This window comes from Clostridium sp. UBA2485 (assembly GCF_002341865.1).
Classification (GTDB): Bacteria; Bacillota; Clostridia; order Clostridiales; family Clostridiaceae; genus Clostridium_J.
The window spans coordinates 1-22,022 of the sequence record NZ_DDOV01000004.1 but is presented as its reverse complement, the minus strand read 5'-3'; the positions used below and the strand labels follow the sequence as shown (position 1 = coordinate 22,022).

Here is a 22,022-nt window from a genome sequence, read left to right as displayed (position 1 = left end):
AATTGAGGACATGAGAGTAAAACTTTCATGTCCTCTTTTGATAGAAAAACACAAAGGTTTTTCTCTTCTATATAGGTGACGGTGAATGAATTTATGAGAAAGATTATGGTTATACCACCTAAGCCTCCAGAACATAAAAGGCTGAAAGTCATAGCATAGGAGGAAAGCTCTATGGGATTATTAAATTGAGTATGTACTAGGTTCTATTCTGAAGCAACGAAAGGTCAAAACGAGTATTATACACTAGGGTAGGTTAAAAAATAATATTTATAATGTTTATGTTATGGTATTGAAAATACAGATTTTTGGTACTTAATAAATTGTATAATATTACGGTATTAGAATAGTTTATGATATAATAATTGCATATTTATGGTGAAATATACAATATTTACAGAAATTCGACATTTTAGATATGTAAGGGACGGTTCATAATTATATCTTAAGTAAATTTAGATTATAGAACTAAACCCACCAAGAAAGGGTTGTGAAGAATCGTTACTTTAAGCTATAGCAAAAATGTCACCGCAAAAAAATAGTCTATGTTTCCTGTGATCCAGCAACCCTTGCAAGAGATCTAAAAATTTTAAATGATCTAGATTATAAAACCATAGAAGTACAGCCGGTGGATATGTTTCCAAAGACGGCTCATGTGGAGTGCGTGGTTCTGATCCGGGGTTGTGGCTCGAAAAGCAAAAAGTAAGGTTTGACCACAACATATTGTGGTTTGAAGGTAAAAAAGAATCGAAGATCGGAAAACAAAGGAAGCTGCTAAGAAAATGAAATGAAGGATGACCATGTAATAGAACATTTGCATCAACAGGATGAGGAGGGAGAATAAGATACAAATTAGAATTTGTTGGCCAGTTTTCAACTGCAAATTATTTATATAATGAGAAGAGGCGATCATTAAAAGGAGGTAGTGATGAATTCCAAAGAGAAAAAGAATATAGTCCTACGTGAAGTTGTAAAACCTGAACTGAAACGTGCGGGATACCGTGCTAAAGGGCAGACTTATAAATCTATGAGGGACGATTGCTGTCTTGCAATACACATAAACGGCTCACGTTTTAATTCTATAGTGATGGGTTATACTTTTTGGTTTGAGATTGAAGCTTTTAAAAGAGATTTGCCAGAGGAATATTTAAAATGCTGGCAAGGTGGCATTGATTCCATGCGTGAGGATCCACTATTGCCTGATTGCGGCTATCTTCACCCATATCATCAGCCCTTAGGGTATAAAATTGATGGGTATCAAGACTATAAGCCACAGGACATGGATGTGGAGGACATCAAGAACCGCATTGGCAACGATTTGCGTCAGTATATATTGCCACAGCTTGATGAAATTAAAAATTATAAGGATTGGGAGCGGAAAAAACAGGACTGGAATGAACGATATTATTCCAAAAGGATTTGTTTGCTGCGGTATTACTATATGGCACATGGGCTCGCCGTAGTGGAGAGTAATATTCCGAATCTTATACATAATCGGCAGTGGATTGGAATATCGGCTCAGGAAATCAAAGAGAATTACCAGCTGTACCAGCAAATCAAGGCATTATCACCATGGCCAAATGAGGACAAGTGGGCATTTATTCTTGCTGCTTTGATGGCGGAGGAAACAAGTGGATAATTATAATGATTTTTTAATGGATAAAGAGAAGGAATTGACAAGCATAAATCCTATTGACATAAATGGTAATTATATTGAGGAAATTATTCGTGAATATTTGATTTATAGTTTTTCAAATGCAATAGGAACAACATTTGAAAAATTCTTTTTAGAGCGATTGTTCGATGAAAAGCTTTTAATCACTCTTTTTCAAATATTGCTTGATGAGAGTGAGAATTATTCCAATGATGCCAGATATGGTGCCGCATTTTTTATTTCAAAATTCCATGATAGGATATTGAAAAAATATAAAGACAAATTAATTTATGTGCAAAATTATGATATATATAGGTTGAGACCGTTTACTAGGGAAGATCTTCCTCATTGGTTGAATTTTGAGTAAAAAAATGAGTATTCACTCTTGTATGTGAATCAAAACAACGGTACAGGAAATTTATATTTGTTGAGTATTATAGGGGAAATTTTTATGCTATGTACGAAAATATATATAAGTGACACCAAGAAACCTATGATAATAGAAAGCACATCTGGTATTTTGGAAAGCCAACATAATGCTATATTAGATAAAATAGGTAAAGACTATATCTATTTAGAATACACTGTAGGTGATATCAGTTTATCAGTTGAGTTTAACAAGGAAAAAGCAGCATTTATTGGATGGGTTGACGAATATAATGATGACATTTCTTATTTTGACAATGGAAGTCAAAATATCTATTCCGTAGATTTATTTATTAATGCTTGCCCTCAAGAAAGAATGATGTGCTATTCATTTAAGGATATTAAAGCTATCATTGTGCATTTTTGTGAAACAGGAGAAAAGCATCCATCTTTTAGATGGATTTCAGATTCTGACATTTGATGTAAAGAGTGTAGGTATTTTTCAGTATTAAAACAACGTTGCAGGAATTTATACAATTAGGAGGAGAAGTATGCCGATCTATCAACCAGAGCAGTATAATGTAATAATAAAGAGAATAAAAGAAAAATGCACAGCTGAAGATATTTTCTTGGGAGAGCAACTATTAGAACAAGAAATCTGCTTATTTGAAAAGAAGCATGATACCATACTTCCTGAAGTTTATCGAAAGTTTCTGCTTGAAGTAGGCGATGGCTGTGATATGATTGGTGGATTCAAAATGAAATCTCTTGATATGATAGACAGATTGATATCAGAAAAATTATCAGCTGCTTTTCCCTTTGAAGATCCTTGGATTTGGGAGGATGAAGAATGTCCATCCGAATCTCGGTTATTGGAAGTTGGGAATGGAAACATTGAGCTTATTCATATTGGAGATGCACAATCCTATAATTTAATTGTCACAGGGAAATGTCGTGGGGAAATTTGGTTTTTTTGTGATGTAGGAATACAGCCCTGTTGTCAGCGTCAAGATTTCTTAGGTTGGTTTGAAAAATGGCTTGATTATGGTAATGATGTTGATTATTTTACAGAATATCAGTATGAATAAAGTGAGCATTCATTCCTGTAGGTGATTTAATAGCCATGTACAGGAAATTTATATTTTGTTCTTTCGAGTTGGATTGCCTAAACGAACAATGTCAAATTAAAATATGCTTAAAAGGAGCTTTATTATGGATATTATTAAACTGTTGAAACAGGATGAAAATTTGTCTGACCTTCTATGTTATATTTGTGATGTTGAAATTCTTTCAGAATTCAAATCTCCACAAGATGAATTTGGGCATTTAGCCTATAGTATAACTGGAAAAACCTTCGCAAAAGAAGGCACAGGAAGTGAATACATCTTATTGGAGGATGGTTCAGTTGGATTTTGGGGAAGTGAGGGTGAAAGCGGAAGAATTGCCGATAGCCTTTATGATTTTTTTGTGTTTATGGTAAACTGCCCATTTTGGCGTGATTATGTGAATGCTGCATCATATCAAAATATGGAGCATCTCCAAAGCTTCGCAAAAGAACTTATGGAAGAACATAGACAAATGGTTGAAGAAGATATGGATATGGACTTGGATGAAACCCAAAAAGAATTGGCAGAGGGTTTGAGTATTTCACTTGATAGTGATATTTCTAATGTGCTGATGAAGTTTTACCATAGTGCTACCAGAGAGCCACGTTTGATAACTACATATACGGAAAATGACGGAAGTACACATAGCAATACAGGTTCTCTGTTTGAAAGTAAAAGAATAGTTCGATTCTAGGCTAATGTGAAGAAAATGAGCATTCGCTCCTGTGGACGAATTAAAATAAAGCTACAGGAATTTTATATAATCTTACTGAACAGTAAAATAGAAATTGGGAGTGAAAAATGAGAATTATAGAATATTATTTAATGCCAGAGGCTAATTATCATGGCGAATATGATAGAAAAGAAGCTCATTATTTAGTGAAAAAAGGTTCGGTTGCAGATATGATACACGATAGTTCCATGCTATGGGGATACGATTTTAATAAGGTTATTCCTGATTTTGAACGATTAAATTCTATTTTACTTTGTGGTGGGTATGGAAGATTGGTTGAATGGGATTCATTTAAAATAACTCAAAATGAATATTTAGAAATTGTAGAACAACTTCTAAATGTTGTAATGAATAGACCATATAGAAAAGAATGATATCCATTTTACTGGTAAGAGAATGAGCAATGTGGATAGTTGCCTACCTGGACATTATTTATATTAAAAGGAATTTATTGTGAAGTTGTAAAACTGCGGATATAATATGAAAAATTTATATAATATGCAAGGAGAGTACTTGATGAAGAATATACATGAATTTATTTCCCGTATCAATGAAATAAAATGGTTCTCAAGATGTGGAACAGCTGAAAAACGGTACATTGTTGTTACTTCGATTTTTGAAGCATACGATAGTTACAACTCCAAAATGTTAGCTGTATGGGGACCTAAAATTTCTTTTTTGGAAACTCAAGCCATAGAGATTATTACAGATGAGAAAATAGACTGTATTTTTGAGACTGTTTCCAGTGATATACAAAACTCTTTATGGAATGGCTACTGCAATTTCATAAAGAGATGTAAACTTGAAAATGAAAGCGGGTTAGAGAACGAAATTATGGATTGTGTGAAAAGGGATATGTCATGGGCAGCAATCGAAATACAGCTTGAGAAAAAAGACTTTTTCAATGACCTTTTAAGCATTTACGAACAAGGTCGATGGCCGTGCTCATACGATGGAGTTTATCCACACGGGAAATTCGTTGTTATGTAGACAAATATGAGGTGTAAGAAGAGGATATCTATAGTGAAAAACAGGATTCAAAAGCTAATACAATTAGGAACTATCCCGTCGAATAAAGAAATGAGAAATATATTTGTAATCACAACATTTTGTCAAATTTCGAGATATGAAAAATAATCTCTTGTGAGTGTGAACCTTGCGGGAGATAAGTGAAATCTATATTTATTCAAAGCAAGGGATGATTTTGATGATAATAAAAAAGTATAAATAAATATGGATATACAACGAATAAGACGAATAGTGAAAATCGAAATTTGGAGATGATATGTATGAAAAAAAATCAATTTTGGAAAATAATTAAAATGTTGGATTGGAGCAACGAGGGAAATGATGATAAGGTTTTAGCGCCTGTTATTCAATATTTATCAGAGCAATCTGACGAAGAAATCTTTGATTTTGAAAATATTATGTCCAAGCTACTATATGATATTGATAGTAAGAAAATAGCCATGCAATTATATGGAACATTAGAGCTTTTTTCCAATGATTTGTTCCTTTATCAGCGGTGTGTTGCAATCGTAAATGGGCAAGGTTATTATAGCTCTATTTTGTATGGAGGAAGAACATTAGACCCAGATTTAGAGTTTGAATCAATATTATATGTACCAATGAAAGCATGGGCTAAAAAGCATCAACAGGATACATCCAACTACCCACATATTGCAAAGCCAAGTTATGAATCATGTAGTAATGAAGAGCTTTGGAAAAATTAAATTCGAATCATGCACAACATAAAGAGTAATAATATATTCCAGTATGTCGGGTTTTTCAATATTTCAAAAGACCAAAGGAGGGAAAGCCAATGCTTGACTTATCAAAAGTAAAAATTGTGAAACGAGGAATTTGCTTATATGATAATATCAAAAAATATGAAGTTATTATTATAGAAAGCAATATTCGATATGGTTCAGGAGATTATGAAGATCCTCCAGAAATAGCGGAGGATGTAGAATGTCTTTGCTATTACACATGGTTTGACAGCCTGACCCAAAAAGGTGAGTTTTGCACTGGAGGCGGCGTTTTTATGTCAATAGACGAGGCCATGAATGATGTTGAGAAAGAAAGTTACTTTGCTTACTGGACTGCTTAGATTAACATTATATCAATAAGATTATGGGCATTCACTCCTGTAGGTGAGTTGAAACAATGCTACAGGAAATTTATATTTTAGAAGAAAGACAAAGGATAGTACCATGTCTTCCTTCGGAGTATGAATCTTGACGTTTGAATAAGGCCTACGAAAAAACAGAATAGATTTTTCGCCCTTTAAATATAACATTGGAGGTTTTTACAATGAGAGCTTATTATAGTGATGGGAGAGGACGATACGGAACTGGAGAAAGCTACGACTGGTTCTATAAATACGAGGATGAAGATGTTGAAATCTTTACAAGCTCGGATAGCTTATGGACATATACTCCGATTGACGGCGGGATAGAGATTTTGCGTTATAACGGTAATAATATTAATATCGTTGTTCCGGATGTCATCGACGGGAAAAACGTCGTTTCACTTGACAGCACCTTTGATGGGTTTTATGAGTTAAAAAGAGTAGTTATTCCAGAAGGCGTAATGTCGGTAGTTGGCGCTTTTCATGGTTGCGAGAGGCTTGAAGATGTTACTCTTCCGAAAAGCCTTGTTGATATGAGTTATACATTTAACTGCTGTTATTCTCTGGAAAGTGTTGATATACCACCCAGAGTGCGGAATTTCTCATGGGCATTTGAAGGCACCAAGCTTGAAAGTTTAATTTTTCCACAAGGCACCGAAGATATTTCCCATGTTTTTTGCGGTTCTGAATACATTAAATATGCTTTTATTCCCAATAGCGTGACAAATTCATACGAGGCTTTTGCCGACTGTGAGGTGCTTACCGAAGTTGTTATTGAGGATGGTGTTACAAACATTGACGACTGGGCGTTTTTTCATTGTCCCTCGCTCCTTGAACTTACAATTCCAGCAAGTGTTACGGAATTCGGCAAAGAATCTGTTGGGTTTATGGAAATGAGAGAGTACACTAGCCCCGAAAAAATCGCTTTCAAGATAAAAGGTCAACAGGTTGTTCCAGGTTTAAAAATAAAAGGTATTCCGGGTTCAGTGGCCGAAAAGTATGCCAAGGAAAATGGGATTGAGTTTGTATCATTACTACGGTTATAAGTAAGTGAAAGACGAGGGGGGAGGTAAAGATGATGCTTAATGAGTTATTAGAGAAAATAAACCAAGAAATGTTTGATCAAATAGATTTTGATTCCATATTAGACCTGCGTGATTGCGAATGGTTTGAGTCTAACTGGATAAATCTTCATAATCAAATAGAGCAATTAAAATTGAAAAAAGAGTATTCAGAAGAATCAAAACGCTTTTCTGATGAATATAGAAAAAAAGCTTTTTTGCAAGTGTATAATTTATCTCAAAACAGTGATTTAGCTGCCTGTATATCGGATGATTTCGGACTGATTTTTGATAGTATGCAGCTTGGTGTCACAACATCTTGGTTAGACAAGTTGATACAGTCATATCAGTCATCTAAAATTCCATGTGGCAATTTGTAATTCTCACAGAATCAGGAGTTAACAAATTTCAATTTGAAGTGCAGGTTATTTGGCGAAATTATAAATATGGATTGGAGTTGTAATCATATGAGAAAAGAGTTGGAATTTCCTCAAATAGATGAAGGTAAGCTCGAAACAGTTATGAAAATAATTAATTATATTGTTGATAAAGGAAGCGGAAATTGCAGCAAGAAATTAGCTGAACTTAGTAAAATCACCGGTAAAGAGCATAATGAAATGGAGTTTGCTGAATATTGGGGATGGACTGACTTAGACAACTTAGCAATGACTGCAATGACTCCAGAACCGCCTTGTATCAAAGGTTTAGAGAGAAGTGAAATAATAATCTTAATAACGATGATAAAGGACAGCTTTGAAAGCGGCGAAGATAATAAAGTGGATTACTATATAGAATTACTTCATAAGTCTCTACCTTTAAGTAATGTCATAGACTATATAATGTCTGGAGATAGTATTGAAGAAATTGCAGATAAGATGGCTAAGGCTGTTTTAAATAGCGTTATTGCATTATGATGGATTATCTTTAATGGCAAGATTATGAGCATTCGCTTCTGTAGGCGAATTAAAACAAAACTACAGAAGTTTTGTATGATCTAGCAGAGCAATAAATAAAAATTCACTGAATGTTCATGATTGACAAGTAGGAAAGTGGGTGAATATAAATGACAAAAGCAGAAGCAAGGTTGAAAATAGCCGTTCATGCAGGGAGAAACGATAATTTCCCAGAGGGATATAGATATGATTTAAGATATGGATTTAAGAATTTACCTGAGTTGCAACAAAAATTTGATGAAATTTTTATATGTTTGAAAGAATTGAAAGAAACTTTTTACTCACCAGAAATTGAAAGAGAACTTCTTGCAGACTTAAACGAAATACTATACGAAAGCATTTTGTATATTAGCAACAAAAAATCCGCTTATTGTGTAGTTGAGATTTTTGCAGAAATTTTATCTGAAACTTTGGTTTATCTTTTAGAAAATGCTGAATATCCATTTAAAGCGTTTGATAACTACAAAGAAAACTATGATGACATATTAAATAGGGAAATAAAATAGTGAATTTCAGTTTAAATTATGATATTAAATTTAATCTATCAATGAAGTTGTTGGTGTAAAATTTATATAATTCATTTTATTAAACCGGCGGTGGTGAATTATTTGGAGTGGATACAAATGGAAATTATTTTGCTGTTCCGGCGGTTTCCATGTCTGATAAAGATAAGATTGTTTTAGGGAATACATTTTTTAAGTTTATTCAGCGTTTAGATACATATTTGGATTGATAGTTCAGAAGTAAGAATTTGTAAGAGAATTAAAAAAGGCTACAGGAAATTTATATTTGATGAAGGAGGAGAATTAAAATGGCATTACAGAAAATTTATGATTATTTCCGTAACTATGACAAAAATACATATCAGGTGGTTGCCTGTATGGGGAATGAACCATCTGAATCGGACATATCTGAATTCGAAAAAAGTATTGGAAGTATGCTACCGCAGGAGTTTAGAGAGTTTACCATGTCACCGCTAGGCGGACTCTATATGAATGTGAGAGAAGAAGTTTGGCCGCAAGCAAAGCAGTTTGATATTGGTCCGTTTTGGTCTTTTTGTCGTGGCATCATTGTTTATGGAATAGCAAAAGAAATACCAGATTTTTTAGATATCCGTGTCAAGACAAAGGAATTACATGAAGCAGGATTTACAGACTACATTCCTTTCTTATCCATTATTGGAAATGGTGACGAAATATTCTGTTTTGATAAGAAGGGTAATATTGTCATATTAGATTACTATCAGACAGGGGAAACAACTTCAATAGAGGAGAGCTTTTCTGATTGTTTGATGAAGCAAATTGAGGAATTGGAAGAACGCAAGAACAAAAAGGTCTGTGGAGAAAAGAAAGGACGGGAAAAAGATGTTCAAATTAGGAGATTTAGAATTTGATGTGAGATCTGCTGTACTTACCGGAGCATTTGCAGATGGAGCAATGAATAAGAGAATGGGGTATAAGAAAGTTCCTTCATTTTTATGGCACATAGAAGTAGAAACGTCAGAGGGAAAACTTATATTCACAGACGAGGACAGCGGTGAGGAGGATTATGAAATGATTGCTCCGAATCTTTATCATAATAATGGATTTTCACTTGATGTAAGGTCGTGGAAATCTATAGATGGGTTAACAAAAAAATGGGATGCTTCTCAGAACGAGAAGGGCGAAGAAGCAGGGACACTATATGTATTCGGGCATGCGGAAGTGACCAGTGGGAAAATTGAATTTATAAAAAGAATGGGCAATATCTTTTATATGAGATGGAGTGGAACCGCCAATGTGTTTTGGGATGCAATCTATGGAGAGGATGTCCCTTTTACATTTGAGGGCGAAGTTACATTCAGTGGAATTAGTGCTCACTGTGATGAAATATGCTGTTTGGAGGAATTAGAACCTGCTATAAATGAATTTGTTGATTTAAGCGAATATGATTTTGTATCAGAGAAAAGCCATGAAATCTCGACGGGAATATCCTTCTGTTGGTATTTTTCACCCAAAAGCTAAAAATTACGGTTTGTTAGTGGGCGCATGAATATTCGTTCCTGTAGGCGAATTAAAATAAAGCTCCAGGAAATTTATATAATCTGACAATGCGACAAATCAGAATTGGAGGAAATCTGAAATGGATGAATTATCTGAAAAAATCGAAAATAAGATAGAGGAACTTGCTGAAATTGGTAATGGTTTTTATGATAGCAAACAATATGATGAAGCTTTAAAAGTTTGGAAAGAAGCATTAAGTCTTATTCCCCACCCGCAACAATTTTATAGTGAAACTGTATGGTTTTTGGCTTCCATAGGCGATATATATTTTATTCAGAATAACTTTGATAAGGCATATCAATGTTTTGATGCTGCAAGAGGAAATCTTTCTGGTGAAGGCTATGGTAATCCATTTGTCATGCTTAGACTTGGTGAAAGCTGCTTGGAGATAGGTGATGAAAAAAACGCCTTGGAATATATGTTAAGAGCATATATGTTTGAAGGCAAAGAAATTTTTGATGAAGATAACCCTAAGTATTTTGAATTTTTAAGTACTCATATAGATTTAAGACAAGACCGCACAAAAGAATAATTATTTATATAATCAGAGATCGCAAAAAGTACAATAAGGTGTAGGAGTATATGATATTGATTCTTGGGGAATATGCATGTGTAGAAAATTACAGTTGTTGAGGTGATGAATATGTCGTATGAAGTGGAATATGTGATTCCATTTGAAATCTTATTTGATGGGAACTTTCGGGATACATGGGAGGCAAAAGATGCTACTTTCACAAATGAAATAGTAAGCTTGCTTAAATTGTTAGACATTAAAATGAATCCAAATACATTAGCGGAGGAGTATTGTCTCCTTAAGCGAGGACAAGGTGATGTACATGTATTTTTTGATTCTTCGAAGCAAAAATTTATAGTATTTGATTTATATTTGGGTCATACAGATCAACACAATATGATTTCTTTGGGAGCGCATGTTCCGGGGTATATGAAAGAACAAACGAAAGAGGCCATGTTTACTATATATAACGATGACGATGCTATTCCTAAAAGTGACTTCATAGAATATTACAATAATAAGTTACTTGCAGATAGTGATAAATCGAATTACCCTAAGAAAAGTGAATTTAATTACCAAGAAATTATTTACCATTATTAAATTCAGCAGACATGCTGGTAAAAAGGAATTTATCAAGTAGTTCTGAACCCAGTCTATAAGGAATTTAGGAGGTTGAACATGCGAGAAGTTGAACAGAAAAATTACACATATAGTAATGACGAATATGTTTCTATTTTTGTTGGTAACTGCAAATCACAAGAATTACTCAATGAATATATGAAAAAGGATTACGAGTTGTTAGAAGTTGATTGTATTGGTTCTGAATTTGGAGTTGATTTTGGAGTAAATACTTATGACGAGGATTTTTTAGTTGCGGTTGTAAACATGCTACCGTCAAAGTCAATAGAAGAGATTTTTGCTCAAACCGACATATTTAATATTGAAAAGCTTAAAGCAAAATATCCGAATGACTTAGATGATTTCTATAATACTGCTATCGTGGTTGGAAAGCTAAAATATGAGGGTGATATTAAGAGAATTCAAAATGATGAATTTGGATGTTTCAAATTTCTCGCTACATTTCCAGAAGAATAAAATGATTGAGTAGTACGGGCTTTATGAGCATTTGTTCCTGTAGGCGAATTAAAACAAAGCTACAGGAAATTTATATAATCTCACATGAAGATAAATGGAAAGTTAGGAGGATAAAATGGGAGACAATATAAAACCTACCAAAACGGAAAGTTATATAAGTCCAGAAGAAAAGGTGCTGTTTGATGAAATCAGAACGGAGCTTTTTGATGAAGTAACTCCCGGTCTTTTCGTAAAAAAAGAAGAACCGCCAACTGTAAATCCGAATGAAGCGTGCTATAATGCCATAGCTGTTTATGTATATGGTTTTCAAGAATATGCTGAGAAGATTGACTATGTTACAGATATTAACTATACAAGACAGCAGTTTCACAAAAGTATGCTTCATGAAAGCATTTCAACAAATAACAAATTTGATATTGCTATTGACCTCATCCGACGTGGTATAGATGTGGATATTCAAGACTATAACGGTAATACAGCACTTCATTATCTTGCAGGAAATATAAACCAGCCAGGGATCTGTCAAATGTTTCGTCTTATTTTAGAGCAAAGTCTCAACGTAAACATTCTGAACAAAAGGGGGCGCTCTATCCTCTGGCTTTTGCTTCCTTGTGTTGGGACAAATTCTAAGATTGAAGAGAGATCCTTGGTTAAGCGGTTAATGGAGATGGGGGCGGATAAGAGTATCTTGCCTCAAAGGCTTCAGGAAAAGTTAGAACTGATTTTGAATATGAGCTAAAATGCAAAGTCCCAGTCTATTGGTAAGATTATGAGCATTAACTCCCGTAGGCGAATTATAGCAAGGCTACAGGAAATTTATATAATAGGAGGTAACATGGTAGAGTTGATAAGAAAAATAAATCAAATAGAAAAGTTTGTGTGTGAGAATTTTGAGGAATTAGAGATTGATGACCCTATAGGCGAAGAGTATTTTGAAGAATACCAAGAAGTAAATGGAGCGACTAAAACGCAAATACAGACGTTTGAGCAAAAATTTGATGTTACATTGCCAGCTGATTTAAAAGCTCTGTTTCAATATAAAAATGGCAGTAAGTTTTTTGATATTTTCTTTATAGATATTGGTGCCTGTGAATTTTACTTTACACTTTTATCACTTGAAGAGATAGCTGCGAAAAAAGAGTATTTTCAAAATAAAAATGCCTTGCTAAGTGACTTCCCTGAATATTTTTCAGAACAAGACATAGCGAATATGGCGGATGAAAGAATAAAACCTTATTTATTTAATGAGAAATGGATACCCTTTGCTCAAGCGGCTGGTAGCATCTACTTAATGCTTGATTTCACTCCAGGTAACAAAGGTGAGGTTGGGCAGATTATTTGCTACATTCATGACCCTGATAAAATTGTATATGTAGCAAATAGCATTACAGAAGTGATTGATAGTACACTGGATTTCTTAAGCCTATCTGATGAATAAAAGAAGCAAAACATGCATATGACAACGATGTAATAATAAGACCCATAGCTGGGAGGAATTATTATGAGCTGAAGCAAAATTTGTAGTGTGCTTTATTGGGGAGTGATGGCAAACAAAATGAGCATTATGTGTAGCCGCGAAACTCCAATTTTTCGGTAAGATTATAAGCATTCGCTCCTGTAGGCGAACTAAAAACAAAGCTACAGGAAATTTATAATTTGCTTAGTACGCCTTTGGTGGAGAAGGCGTACTAAGCAAATCTGAATAGGAGATTGTTAAATGAATGATATTGATTATGAAGAGCTGATTGAAAAATTTAGTGATTATAAAGCCGGTACATATAAAACCATATCTTTAAAAGAAAAAATGGACTTTCTCAATGGTGTACATACGGAGAAAGTGGCAATTTTTGATGAAGAGGGAGATGATATGGATACTCTTCAAGATTTTTGGGACATAGAAGATGAATTTTTGAATAACCCTCAGCTATTTTCACTTAATGATATTTTATCGTTTATAAATATGTTAGATGATTGGTGTTTTGAACTTTCGTGGATGGATCATGTTGTAGATATTATTGTAAATATAGCATGTTTTTATAAAATAAACGGAATTGTATTTTTGCTTTCAAATCTAAAGAATGTCCCGGAAAAAGGACGGCTATTCGGACAGTTTAGAGTTATGCAGAGATTATTAGCGGAAAATATATATCCGATAGTAAAAGAAGCTGTTAAGCAGGTAAATCCATCTGACAGAATGTTGGTGCTCCACATTTTGGAGGGCGAGCCTGCACCGCCTACGCCAACGAAAAAAGGAGAAAGAAAGCACTTACCAAAAGTTGTAGGAGAAAATGCTTCCGACATTCTCAAGCAAGAAAACGCTGAATTGGAATCGATTATTTTCCGTTTGTTGGGCTGATTTAATTAGCCTTATTGATAAAAGGTGAACATTATGAGCATTCGCTCTTATAGACGAATTAAAACAAGGGTACAGGAAATTTATTTTAGCTAAAGGGAGATATAAAATGTGGATATTACCTATTGATGCAAATGAACAAAAAATAAAAAATCTAATTATTGAGTGGAATGAGCTGTTAGCTGTTGAAAAATATGAGGAAGCACTTGCTATGTTTCTCACTGATAAGGAGGGAGCATGGACACCTGACTTATTAGAGCAAGCTGTATATGGATATGGTATTATTGGCCATACTCGGGAAGAAATAAAAGATATGTTTGGTTTTGCGGATTATAAAGTTACTTCGATTTTCGATAATAAAGAGAAGGATAAAATAATAAATGGCATTGAAGTAAGCACTGACTGGAACTTCAAGGATAAAAGTTTGTTAGGCATGGTGCATTATGATTATGTCCCTTTAAATGGGGAATTAAGCGATTTAACAGCCAGATTCTATATTAAGAAAATTGATGAGAATCATATAACTTTAGTTTTTTTAGATCTTCATGTCATGTAGTTTTAAAAGTATGCCCTGCGAAGATAACGAGCAGTAGTTCCTGTAAACGAAAGAAAACAAGGCCACAGAAAATTTTTATTGAGTGGTAATATGGAAGTTTTATATTTTCGGGAGGTGGGTATCAATGAATAACCATTGGGCTCTTTGAAATTTGATTTTTGCTTTTCATTGATTCTTGCTTTTGTGGAATGTGCAGTCATTACTGCGCTCATGTATGCTGGCTTTAATGGTTTTGGCGGAGTGACTATGGAATATACAAAAAACGGGGCGGCTGCCGTTACTGCGATGCTAACGATATTTTCGTTGTTGCTATTAATAGTTCTATCTTACCCGGAGAAGATTTTCCAGATTAGACAGGAGGAAGTAATGGATAATTTAAATCATTTAGATTTGTCTGATGGCATTATCAAAAGTATAAAAATATTTAGGAATGAAGCTGAAATTGTAATAGAAAAGTGGAATGCAAAAGTATTGAAGTTAATTTTTGAGGAATGCTGGCGACTAAAAGACAGACAGTCAACCAATCAAGAAATAGGTGATATTAGGATTTTAAATAAGTCAGATTTATTAGACGAATTAATTGCAGATATATTAGAAGGCGGAGGAACCAAAGAAGAAGTGGCGGAAGCCGTTCAAGTAACTTTTTATGAGCCATCAGATAATAGAATTATTTTAGAAATTGTAGCAAATTCTGTTAAAATTCAAGAAATAGAATTGTAGTTATTAATATTTGCGAGACCGTTTCAAAGTCTGTGTAAACGCAAAAAACTGATATAAAATTTTAATAGTTACTAGATATGGACATTTACTGTAATGAAGAGTATGATGAGGAACAGAATATGAAAAGGAATGGAATGCCAGTAATGGTGTGCCCTAATTGTGATGCAGATTTTTATTATGCAGGTGAGAAAAAAGAGGAAGAATACTCATATCTTGCAGGAGATGATGAGTGTATTCCTTTTTAAGTATAGTCCTCGCAAGGGGATTCTTTTATTATCAATAAAGATTTTTGGAACAGACATTAAATATATTTTTGATTCAAATAAAGAATTAGTTAATTTGGGAAAATATGAATTTTTTAATAATGTAATTTTTAAAAACAAGAATTTAAGAATTTAGCTTTTAATGGTTCTTCTGAAGGAGTAACATATGTTGCAAACGCACTGACATTGTTCTTGCTTAACAGGTATTTTATGAATTTTGCAGAAGAAAGTGGGTTGCTGCATTTACAATAATTAATTATATTGGAAATTTTGTTATACTGATTATGTTTGGAATATCCGATGGAATCAGTCCAATTATAAGCAGTAATTATGGTGTAGGTAAAATGGAAGGAGAATCTTTCATATCTACACCTTTTAGATTGACAAACAGAAAAATCAAATAAGCACCACTAGACCCAGATGTTGTGAAAACATATCTGGTTTTTTTCTATACCAAGGTAATCTCAATATGTTCTAATGTGCACAAAAGTGAACTTGGGGTTTGGTTTCCTTTCCATTAAATTTAAGAAACTTTTTTAAATTGAGATATGACTAGCATATGGAATTCACATTTTAGTGGTATTTCTCTAAATATTTCTTGACAAAAACATTAGATGACTTTAAACTTAAGATAACTTAAATATTAAGGACGGTGAAATGTTGATTTCGAAGATGGATAATGATAGGGAAAATGAATTATTCAATTTGGTTACAGAAATTAATGAGATGACTTATTCCATGAATGCTCCTTTGATAAAAGAGTATTGGTCTTTACTTAATGAAGATCTTTCAAGCAAAGAAATTATATTAATGGATTTGTGAAAAAAGAATCCATATTATCAATAAGTCAATTGGCTGAATTGATGAATGTTACTTCAAGTGCTGTAAGTCAGATTGTATCTAAATTAGAAAAAGAGAAATATCTATTAAGGACAATTAATCCTAGCAATAGGAGAGAAATAATTGTACAGTTGGATGAGCGAGGACACAATTACTATTCAAAAGAAGAGGAGATTAACAAGGAAATTGTAAATCATTTTTATTCTCGTCTGAAAACGGAAGAAGTGATACAATTACGAAACATTTTAGTAGAACTTAATCATGTAGTTGAAGAGGAATTGTCAAAAGAAGAAATGAAAGGAGAATAAAATGACTGATAGGAGAGTGATATTAAAAAGATTTTTTGATGAATTTGAATCTAAAAAATTAATTAATGGAACTGTCTTGATAGCTAAAGATGGTGAAATATTATATAAAGGAGCTTTTGGTGAGGCTGAGCTGAATTCTAAACGAAAACTAAGAATAAATTCGATATTTAATCTTGCATCCCTTTCAAAACCGATGACTGCTTTGAGGATAATGTTGTTGGTACAAGCTAACAAACTTTCCCTTGATGACCACATAGAAAAATGGTTACCTGATATTCCATATAAAGGTATTAAAGTAAGTCAATTGTTGAAGATGGAGTGATTCATTCCACAGTTGAAGATATTTATCTACTTGACCGAGCATTGAAAAATGGGACACTTATTGATGAAACCTTATTGAAGGAAGCCTATTCTCCAGCTTCTCCAAGACTTGAAACTCCTTTTAAATATGGGCTTGGATGGATTTTAGAGAATGAAAAGAAAAAGGGAAAGATTGTGTGGCATAGCGGTGGTTGGCCAGGTTATGCTACATACTTTAAAAGATACATTGATAATGATCTAGTGATTATTTTTCTAATAAACAAAGAACAGGACTTTGAATTTCAACAATCTATTATAAAATTGATTGAAAATATACTTTTTGATGAGCCATATGAGACTCCCAAAGCAATAGAATTCCAAAAAGCAAAAATACTACGTCCTGAGATTTTAAACAGATATGTTGGCGAGTATCGATTAGAAGAGTATAATTCACAAAAAATAAATATTTCGAATAAATATATATAATTTGATAGTATTAAATAGATAAAGGAGTATGTTATATGAAAAAATTAATATGTATGATTGTTTTAATAGGCATATTATCTACTTTTTTAATGGGATGTGTTCCAAATAAGATAGATAATAGTTTCAAAAAAGAAGTTAAAGAAATTGCAGATATTTTAGTTTCCGATTATGATGTTATGAGTTTACAATATGGAATAATGGATAATGGAAAAATTGTATTATCTGATAATAGTGGTATATATGGTAAATTTACTCATAATGAAATAGATCAAAATACAATGTATGGAACTGCATCTTTGAGTAAAATATATGTTTCAGCTGCAATAATGATTCTTGTAGATCAAGGAAAAATTGATATAGACAGTCCAGTAACAAAATATTTGCCAAATTTTAAAATGGATGATATTAGATATAAGGATATAACAGTAAGGATGCTTCTTAATCATTCTTCTGGATTATATGGTTCCCATTATTATAATGGTACTACATTAGGAGTTAATGATAGGTTTGTTCAAGATAATTTACTTAAAAATATGCAAAATGAAAAATTACATTCTAATCCTGGAGAATTTTCTGTATACTGTAATGATGGATTTCAGCTTTTAGAGCTAATAGTGGAATCAGTTAGTGGTACCAGTTATACTGAATTTCTAGAAGAAAAAATAAATAAACCTTTGGGATTAAAAAATACAAAAACTCCATTTAGTGATTTTAATAGAGATAGATTAGCTAAAATATATGACACTTCAATAGATAAGGAATTACCTACAGTAAATATAAATTTACTAGGAACTGGTGGAATATATTCTACAGCAGAGGATATACTAAGATTTTCAGAAGTTCTAATGGGAAATAAAGAAGAAATATTATCAAAAAAATCTGCTTTGAGAATGCAAGAAGATGAGTATAAAAATGGTATATGGGTTGAAGATGATAATAATAACACTGGATATGGTCTAGGATGGGATTCTACTAATCTGTGGCCATTTAGTAAATATGGTATAAAAGCAATTATAAAGGGAGGAGATGGGTCATATCATTCTAGTTTAATAGTTTTACCAGAGTATAATATATCTATGGCTGTAGTATCTTCAGATGGGTTGTCTATCTATAATCAAGCATTTGCATCAACTGTATTGATTAAATATTTAAAGGAAAAAAATATAGTAAAAGATGTAGATTTTGAAGAAAAATTTGAAGAACCAAAGGCAGTAGAAATTCTAAATAATTTATTTAAATATGAAGGAATATATGGAAATGGGACTGTTAGTGGAGTAACATATGAAATAAAATTTGATAAAAATAGTTTTATAATGCCTGAGAGATTAGATGGGTTATTACCATCTCAAAAGTTTGTATATGTTGGCAATGAAGAGTTTAAAACTGAAGATGGGACAATGATTTTAAAATTTATAGAGGCAAAAAATAATAAGATATATATGCAAACAAAAGGATATTTGAATCTACCAGGAGTGGGACAATTTCTAAATACAGAGTTTGAGAGCGTGAAATTGGATAAAAATATTGTTTCTGAAACAGTCATGAGAAAATGGAAAGATAGAGAAAATAAAAGATACTTTGCCATAGGAGAACATAAATATTCAGATATGTATTTAAATTATGCTATGTTGGTTAAGAAAATGTATTTGGATGAAGAATCTGGATATATTTTAAATAATAAGGTTATTGATGAAAATAATGGAGTAAATAGTATAGAAATTCCTGTGGCAAATGGGCGAGATTTAACAGATTTAAATTTTTATGAAAAAGATGGAGTAGAATATTTAAAAACAATAGATATGACTTTTATCAAAGAAGATTTCATAGAGCCTATAGGAAATGGTATAGATTTAGTGAAAATAGGAGAAAATGGATATGCAAAATGGTTTAAGGTAGACGAAAAAAGTAAAAATAAAATGATTGAGGTTGAATTACCAAAGGGTGGAAATTTTGCAGTGTATGATGAAAATGGACAATGTATAACATTAAATTCTGTGATGGGAGAAAATAAAAGTAAATTACCAGAGAATGGTTTTATAGTATTTGTTGGTAATAAAGAAGATGTATTTAAAATAAAAATAAGATAATAAAATGCCATAACTTTTCAATCGCATTGGAAGGTTATGGCATTATTGTATGAGCATAAAAGTTGCCTCAAAGTCTATCTCATAAGTTATAAGCTTAATAAGAGCATTAAAAAATGATAAATTATTTTTAGTTGAAAAATCAATGACTTCGTCTAAATGATTGATCATTTGTTTTATTTTTAAGTATTCTAAATTTTTTATTTCCTATTTGACTTTTGTTTACTTTCAAATTATTTTCCTCCATAATCAACTTTAATTTATGAAGATATTCTAATTTATCTATTTTTATTTTAGAATGAATATCTACTTGTATAATCATAATTATTTCCAATTTTAATATATATAAATCTAATTAGTACATTCTTAAATGATCATTTTCTTACATTTTTATAGTATCATTTATACGGGGTTACAGAAACTTGTGCAGATGATGATGTCGTGTTGCAGAAGCTTCTATATAGTCATAGCTTCTTAATGACTTACTGAATAGTGGGTGATATAATATTATAAAAATTGTAATCGCTTGGGTGAATTGCTGACCAACAGCATAGGGGAAAACTATTTTGCTATTGGGAGAGATGCAGAGAATACAGCATTTAATTCACAAGATAACAATGGAAAGTTTAGTATTATGGAAGTTAAAAGCCAAAATGTGCTGAATAGTCCGCTTGACAATATGGAGAGTAACTTTTATTATATTGACTTTTTAAAAGTAGCTGATAATGAAAATTGGCAAGGGATTTTGAAGGGGCAACAAAAAATTACAACGCTAAATGTAGGAATATCGGGGTGGCAAAAGTTCTTGAAGTCCTTTTATACAACTATCATTGTTCCAAATGACACATTTAACGGAATGATTGTTTTCAAAAAAAACTCTCCTACAACTCTTATTAAATAAATTATATTGACTAAAGTAATTGATAATTATCGCGTAAATAAAACGTCGTTCTGTGGAAATGAACACCATAGCGTTGGACAATGTTTACACTCTGATGATTAACTTTGAAAAAATGTATGATAGAATCAGTGATGAAGAGTTAAAAGCTCTTGTATCTTCTTTAATTAAAGAAGATACATACTCGTGAAGAAGCAGAAGTGCCACTAAAGTCCATTGCCTTTAACTTTTCACTCTTTAAGGATGTGAGAGAGGTGCAGGAACTTTTGTGGGATAAAGGTAATACGGTGGAGTGTGTAGTTATGTTGCATAAGAAAAACAGTTGAATTTTTTAAGATAAAACTATAAGAATAATCTAAAATTGAGGACATGAGAGTAAAAACTTTCATGTCCTTTTTTGATAGAAAAACATAAAGGTTTTTCTCTTCTATATANNCCTTGATTGGCAAATCAAATCTTATACAAAGATGATATCAGAGCAGCCGGATCGGATTTTTGCCAGTGTATTTTATGATCCTGTCATAGCTAACGCTATCTTAGATAGTATTTTACATCATGCCCATGTAATCCCTATCAACGGAAAATCATATCGTTTAAAAGATCATCTTAAAAAAGATGATGAGTAAAAAGTTATATTCTAATATTGACATTTATACCTATTTTCGTCAGAAAAAATTTGAGCAAGAATTATCAAGAATTAATTTATGACTGAGTATATAATATATGATATATTCTTGGAAAGGAGAATGCATATGGATTATCACTCAAAAGTGCGTGATTCACTTGAGTATATTGAAAAAAATCTGGATAATAAGATTAAACTTAACGATCTTGCTCAAAAAACTTATCTGTCAAAATATCATTATCATAGACTTTTTCACAAAATAACAGGTGAATCCGTCACCAGATATATTACTAAGAGGCGGATGGAGAAGGCTGCAGAAGAGCTTGTTCAAACAGAACAGTCGATTATTGATATCGCACTGAAGTATCAATATGCTTCTCAGGAATCCTTTTCTAGAGCCTTTATGAGGATTTATGATTTGACGCCTGGAAAATATCGGAGAGTATATAGAAGTGGTAAATTCAATAATGTTATCGAATTCAGTTCCGACTTCAACAGAATCACGAATATGGCTGCATAAGCGGCGCATGGAGGTTAATATGAGTAATCTTATACCAATGGTAATTGAACAGACATCTCGAGGAGAACGCTCTTACGATATTTTTTCGAGGTTGTTAAACGATAGGATTATCATGCTTAACGGCATGGTAACGAATGAGTCTGCGAGCTTAATCATTGCGCAAATGCTCTTCTTGGAATCCGCCGACTGTGACAAGGACATTCATTTCTACATTAACAGCCCAGGTGGTTCCGTAACGGACGGCTTCGCTATTATGGATACAATGAATTATATCAAATGCGATGTTTCTACCATCAGTGTGGGCCAATCAGGGAGCGCAGCTTCATTACTTCTGGCGTCGGGGAAGAAAGGTAAACGTTTTGCCCTGAAAAACAGTGAAGTGCTGGTTCATCAGCCGTCAATATCCGGCGGACTTCA

33 protein-coding genes and 1 pseudogene are annotated in these 22,022 nt (G+C 32.8%); all 34 read left to right on the top strand.

Annotated features, from left to right (window positions below; translation table 11 throughout):
• Window positions 1-468 precede the first annotated feature (468 nt).
• A pseudogene (locus B3603_RS00725) lies at window positions 469-703 on the top strand (23S rRNA (uracil-5-)-methyltransferase RumA); the annotation flags it as partial.
• 222 nt (window positions 704-925) lie between these two features.
• Window positions 926-1,636, top strand: coding sequence for a DUF4304 domain-containing protein (locus tag B3603_RS00720; RefSeq protein ID WP_291559573.1), 711 nt, complete (start codon window positions 926-928; stop codon window positions 1,634-1,636).
• Window positions 1,629-2,018: a hypothetical protein gene (locus B3603_RS00715; RefSeq protein WP_291559571.1), complete on the top strand. Its 390-nt coding sequence runs from the start codon at window positions 1,629-1,631 to the stop codon at window positions 2,016-2,018. Before B3603_RS00720 ends, B3603_RS00715 begins: the two co-directional genes overlap by 8 nt.
• 84 nt (window positions 2,019-2,102) lie before the next feature.
• Window positions 2,103-2,498 carry a hypothetical protein gene (locus B3603_RS00710; RefSeq protein ID WP_291559570.1) on the top strand — a complete coding sequence of 132 codons (396 nt, stop codon included), beginning with the start codon at window positions 2,103-2,105 and terminating at the stop codon, window positions 2,496-2,498.
• A gap of 70 nt (window positions 2,499-2,568) precedes the next feature.
• Window positions 2,569-3,105: an SMI1/KNR4 family protein gene (locus B3603_RS00705; protein WP_291559569.1), complete on the top strand. Its 537-nt coding sequence runs from the start codon at window positions 2,569-2,571 to the stop codon at window positions 3,103-3,105.
• A gap of 160 nt (window positions 3,106-3,265) precedes the next feature.
• Window positions 3,266-3,817, top strand: a complete 552-nt coding sequence (locus tag B3603_RS00700; RefSeq protein WP_291559568.1) for a hypothetical protein — start codon at window positions 3,266-3,268, stop codon at window positions 3,815-3,817.
• Between the two features lie 107 nt (window positions 3,818-3,924).
• Window positions 3,925-4,230, top strand: a complete 306-nt coding sequence (locus tag B3603_RS00695; RefSeq protein ID WP_291559565.1) for a hypothetical protein — start codon at window positions 3,925-3,927, stop codon at window positions 4,228-4,230.
• 142 nt (window positions 4,231-4,372) lie between these two features.
• A complete protein-coding gene (locus B3603_RS00690; protein ID WP_291559564.1) occupies window positions 4,373-4,846 on the top strand; it encodes a hypothetical protein in 474 nt (157 codons plus the stop codon).
• 290 nt (window positions 4,847-5,136) lie between these two features.
• Window positions 5,137-5,589, top strand: coding sequence for a DUF4240 domain-containing protein (locus tag B3603_RS00685; RefSeq protein ID WP_291559563.1), 453 nt, complete (start codon window positions 5,137-5,139; stop codon window positions 5,587-5,589).
• A gap of 89 nt (window positions 5,590-5,678) precedes the next feature.
• Window positions 5,679-5,966, top strand: a complete 288-nt coding sequence (locus tag B3603_RS00680) for a hypothetical protein (protein WP_291559562.1) — start codon at window positions 5,679-5,681, stop codon at window positions 5,964-5,966.
• A 203-nt stretch (window positions 5,967-6,169) separates the two neighbouring features.
• Window positions 6,170-7,033, top strand: coding sequence for a leucine-rich repeat domain-containing protein (locus tag B3603_RS00675; RefSeq protein WP_291559561.1), 864 nt, complete (start codon window positions 6,170-6,172; stop codon window positions 7,031-7,033).
• Window positions 7,034-7,062: 29 nt separating this feature from the next.
• A complete protein-coding gene (locus B3603_RS00670; protein ID WP_291559560.1) occupies window positions 7,063-7,428 on the top strand; it encodes a hypothetical protein in 366 nt (121 codons plus the stop codon).
• 87 nt (window positions 7,429-7,515) lie between these two features.
• Window positions 7,516-7,962 (top strand): hypothetical protein, encoded by a 447-nt coding sequence (locus B3603_RS00665; protein ID WP_291559559.1) that lies wholly within the window; start codon window positions 7,516-7,518, stop codon window positions 7,960-7,962.
• A 149-nt stretch (window positions 7,963-8,111) separates the two neighbouring features.
• Window positions 8,112-8,507: a hypothetical protein gene (locus B3603_RS00660; protein ID WP_291559558.1), complete on the top strand. Its 396-nt coding sequence runs from the start codon at window positions 8,112-8,114 to the stop codon at window positions 8,505-8,507.
• A 305-nt stretch (window positions 8,508-8,812) separates the two neighbouring features.
• On the top strand, window positions 8,813-9,394 hold the full coding sequence (locus tag B3603_RS00655) for an SMI1/KNR4 family protein (RefSeq protein WP_291559557.1): 582 nt from the start codon (window positions 8,813-8,815) through the stop codon (window positions 9,392-9,394).
• Window positions 9,339-10,004, top strand: a complete 666-nt coding sequence (locus B3603_RS00650) for a hypothetical protein (protein WP_291559555.1) — start codon at window positions 9,339-9,341, stop codon at window positions 10,002-10,004. Before B3603_RS00655 ends, B3603_RS00650 begins: the two co-directional genes overlap by 56 nt.
• A gap of 118 nt (window positions 10,005-10,122) precedes the next feature.
• A complete protein-coding gene (locus tag B3603_RS00645) occupies window positions 10,123-10,575 on the top strand; it encodes a tetratricopeptide repeat protein (protein ID WP_291559553.1) in 453 nt (150 codons plus the stop codon).
• A 111-nt stretch (window positions 10,576-10,686) separates the two neighbouring features.
• Entirely contained in the window at window positions 10,687-11,157 is a 471-nt protein-coding gene (locus tag B3603_RS00640; RefSeq protein WP_291559551.1) for a hypothetical protein, read from the top strand.
• Window positions 11,158-11,235: 78 nt separating this feature from the next.
• Complete coding sequence (locus B3603_RS00635) at window positions 11,236-11,652, top strand: immunity 22 family protein (RefSeq protein ID WP_291559549.1); 417 nt, start codon at window positions 11,236-11,238, stop codon at window positions 11,650-11,652.
• 115 nt (window positions 11,653-11,767) lie between these two features.
• The gene (locus tag B3603_RS00630; RefSeq protein ID WP_291559547.1) at window positions 11,768-12,391 is read left to right on the top strand and encodes a hypothetical protein; all 624 of its coding nucleotides are present in this window, start codon (window positions 11,768-11,770) and stop codon (window positions 12,389-12,391) included.
• A 96-nt stretch (window positions 12,392-12,487) separates the two neighbouring features.
• Window positions 12,488-13,090 (top strand): SMI1/KNR4 family protein, encoded by a 603-nt coding sequence (locus B3603_RS00625; RefSeq protein ID WP_291559545.1) that lies wholly within the window; start codon window positions 12,488-12,490, stop codon window positions 13,088-13,090.
• A 279-nt stretch (window positions 13,091-13,369) separates the two neighbouring features.
• Window positions 13,370-14,008: a hypothetical protein gene (locus tag B3603_RS00620; RefSeq protein WP_291559544.1), complete on the top strand. Its 639-nt coding sequence runs from the start codon at window positions 13,370-13,372 to the stop codon at window positions 14,006-14,008.
• A 106-nt stretch (window positions 14,009-14,114) separates the two neighbouring features.
• Window positions 14,115-14,561, top strand: a complete 447-nt coding sequence (locus B3603_RS00615; RefSeq protein WP_291559543.1) for a hypothetical protein — start codon at window positions 14,115-14,117, stop codon at window positions 14,559-14,561.
• Window positions 14,562-14,705: 144 nt separating this feature from the next.
• Window positions 14,706-15,281, top strand: coding sequence for a hypothetical protein (locus tag B3603_RS00610; RefSeq protein ID WP_291559541.1), 576 nt, complete (start codon window positions 14,706-14,708; stop codon window positions 15,279-15,281).
• 77 nt (window positions 15,282-15,358) lie between these two features.
• Window positions 15,359-15,526 carry a hypothetical protein gene (locus B3603_RS00605; RefSeq protein ID WP_291559539.1) on the top strand — a complete coding sequence of 56 codons (168 nt, stop codon included), beginning with the start codon at window positions 15,359-15,361 and terminating at the stop codon, window positions 15,524-15,526.
• A 690-nt stretch (window positions 15,527-16,216) separates the two neighbouring features.
• A complete protein-coding gene (locus B3603_RS00600; RefSeq protein ID WP_291559537.1) occupies window positions 16,217-16,366 on the top strand; it encodes a hypothetical protein in 150 nt (49 codons plus the stop codon).
• Window positions 16,363-16,692, top strand: a complete 330-nt coding sequence (locus B3603_RS00595) for a MarR family winged helix-turn-helix transcriptional regulator (RefSeq protein ID WP_291559535.1) — start codon at window positions 16,363-16,365, stop codon at window positions 16,690-16,692. Before B3603_RS00600 ends, B3603_RS00595 begins: the two co-directional genes overlap by 4 nt.
• 1 nt (window position 16,693) lies before the next feature.
• Complete coding sequence (locus tag B3603_RS00590) at window positions 16,694-17,014, top strand: serine hydrolase domain-containing protein (RefSeq protein WP_291559533.1); 321 nt, start codon at window positions 16,694-16,696, stop codon at window positions 17,012-17,014.
• Complete coding sequence (locus B3603_RS00585; protein WP_291559531.1) at window positions 17,011-17,478, top strand: serine hydrolase; 468 nt, start codon at window positions 17,011-17,013, stop codon at window positions 17,476-17,478. The genes B3603_RS00590 and B3603_RS00585 overlap by 4 nt, the downstream gene beginning before the upstream one ends.
• Window positions 17,479-17,513: 35 nt before the next feature.
• Window positions 17,514-19,565 carry a serine hydrolase domain-containing protein gene (locus tag B3603_RS00580; protein WP_291559529.1) on the top strand — a complete coding sequence of 684 codons (2,052 nt, stop codon included), beginning with the start codon at window positions 17,514-17,516 and terminating at the stop codon, window positions 19,563-19,565.
• 523 nt (window positions 19,566-20,088) lie between these two features.
• Window positions 20,089-20,463: an erythromycin esterase family protein gene (locus tag B3603_RS00570; RefSeq protein ID WP_291559527.1), complete on the top strand. Its 375-nt coding sequence runs from the start codon at window positions 20,089-20,091 to the stop codon at window positions 20,461-20,463.
• Between the two features lie 464 nt (window positions 20,464-20,927).
• Window positions 20,928-21,086, top strand: coding sequence for an ATP-binding protein (locus B3603_RS00565; protein WP_291559525.1), 159 nt, complete (start codon window positions 20,928-20,930; stop codon window positions 21,084-21,086).
• Between the two features lie 126 nt (window positions 21,087-21,212).
• Entirely contained in the window at window positions 21,213-21,605 is a 393-nt protein-coding gene (locus B3603_RS00560; protein WP_291559523.1) for a helix-turn-helix transcriptional regulator, read from the top strand.
• 19 nt (window positions 21,606-21,624) lie between these two features.
• Window positions 21,625-22,022 (top strand): ATP-dependent Clp protease proteolytic subunit (locus tag B3603_RS00555; protein WP_291559521.1); only part of this gene is annotated, 398 nt, incomplete at its 3' end.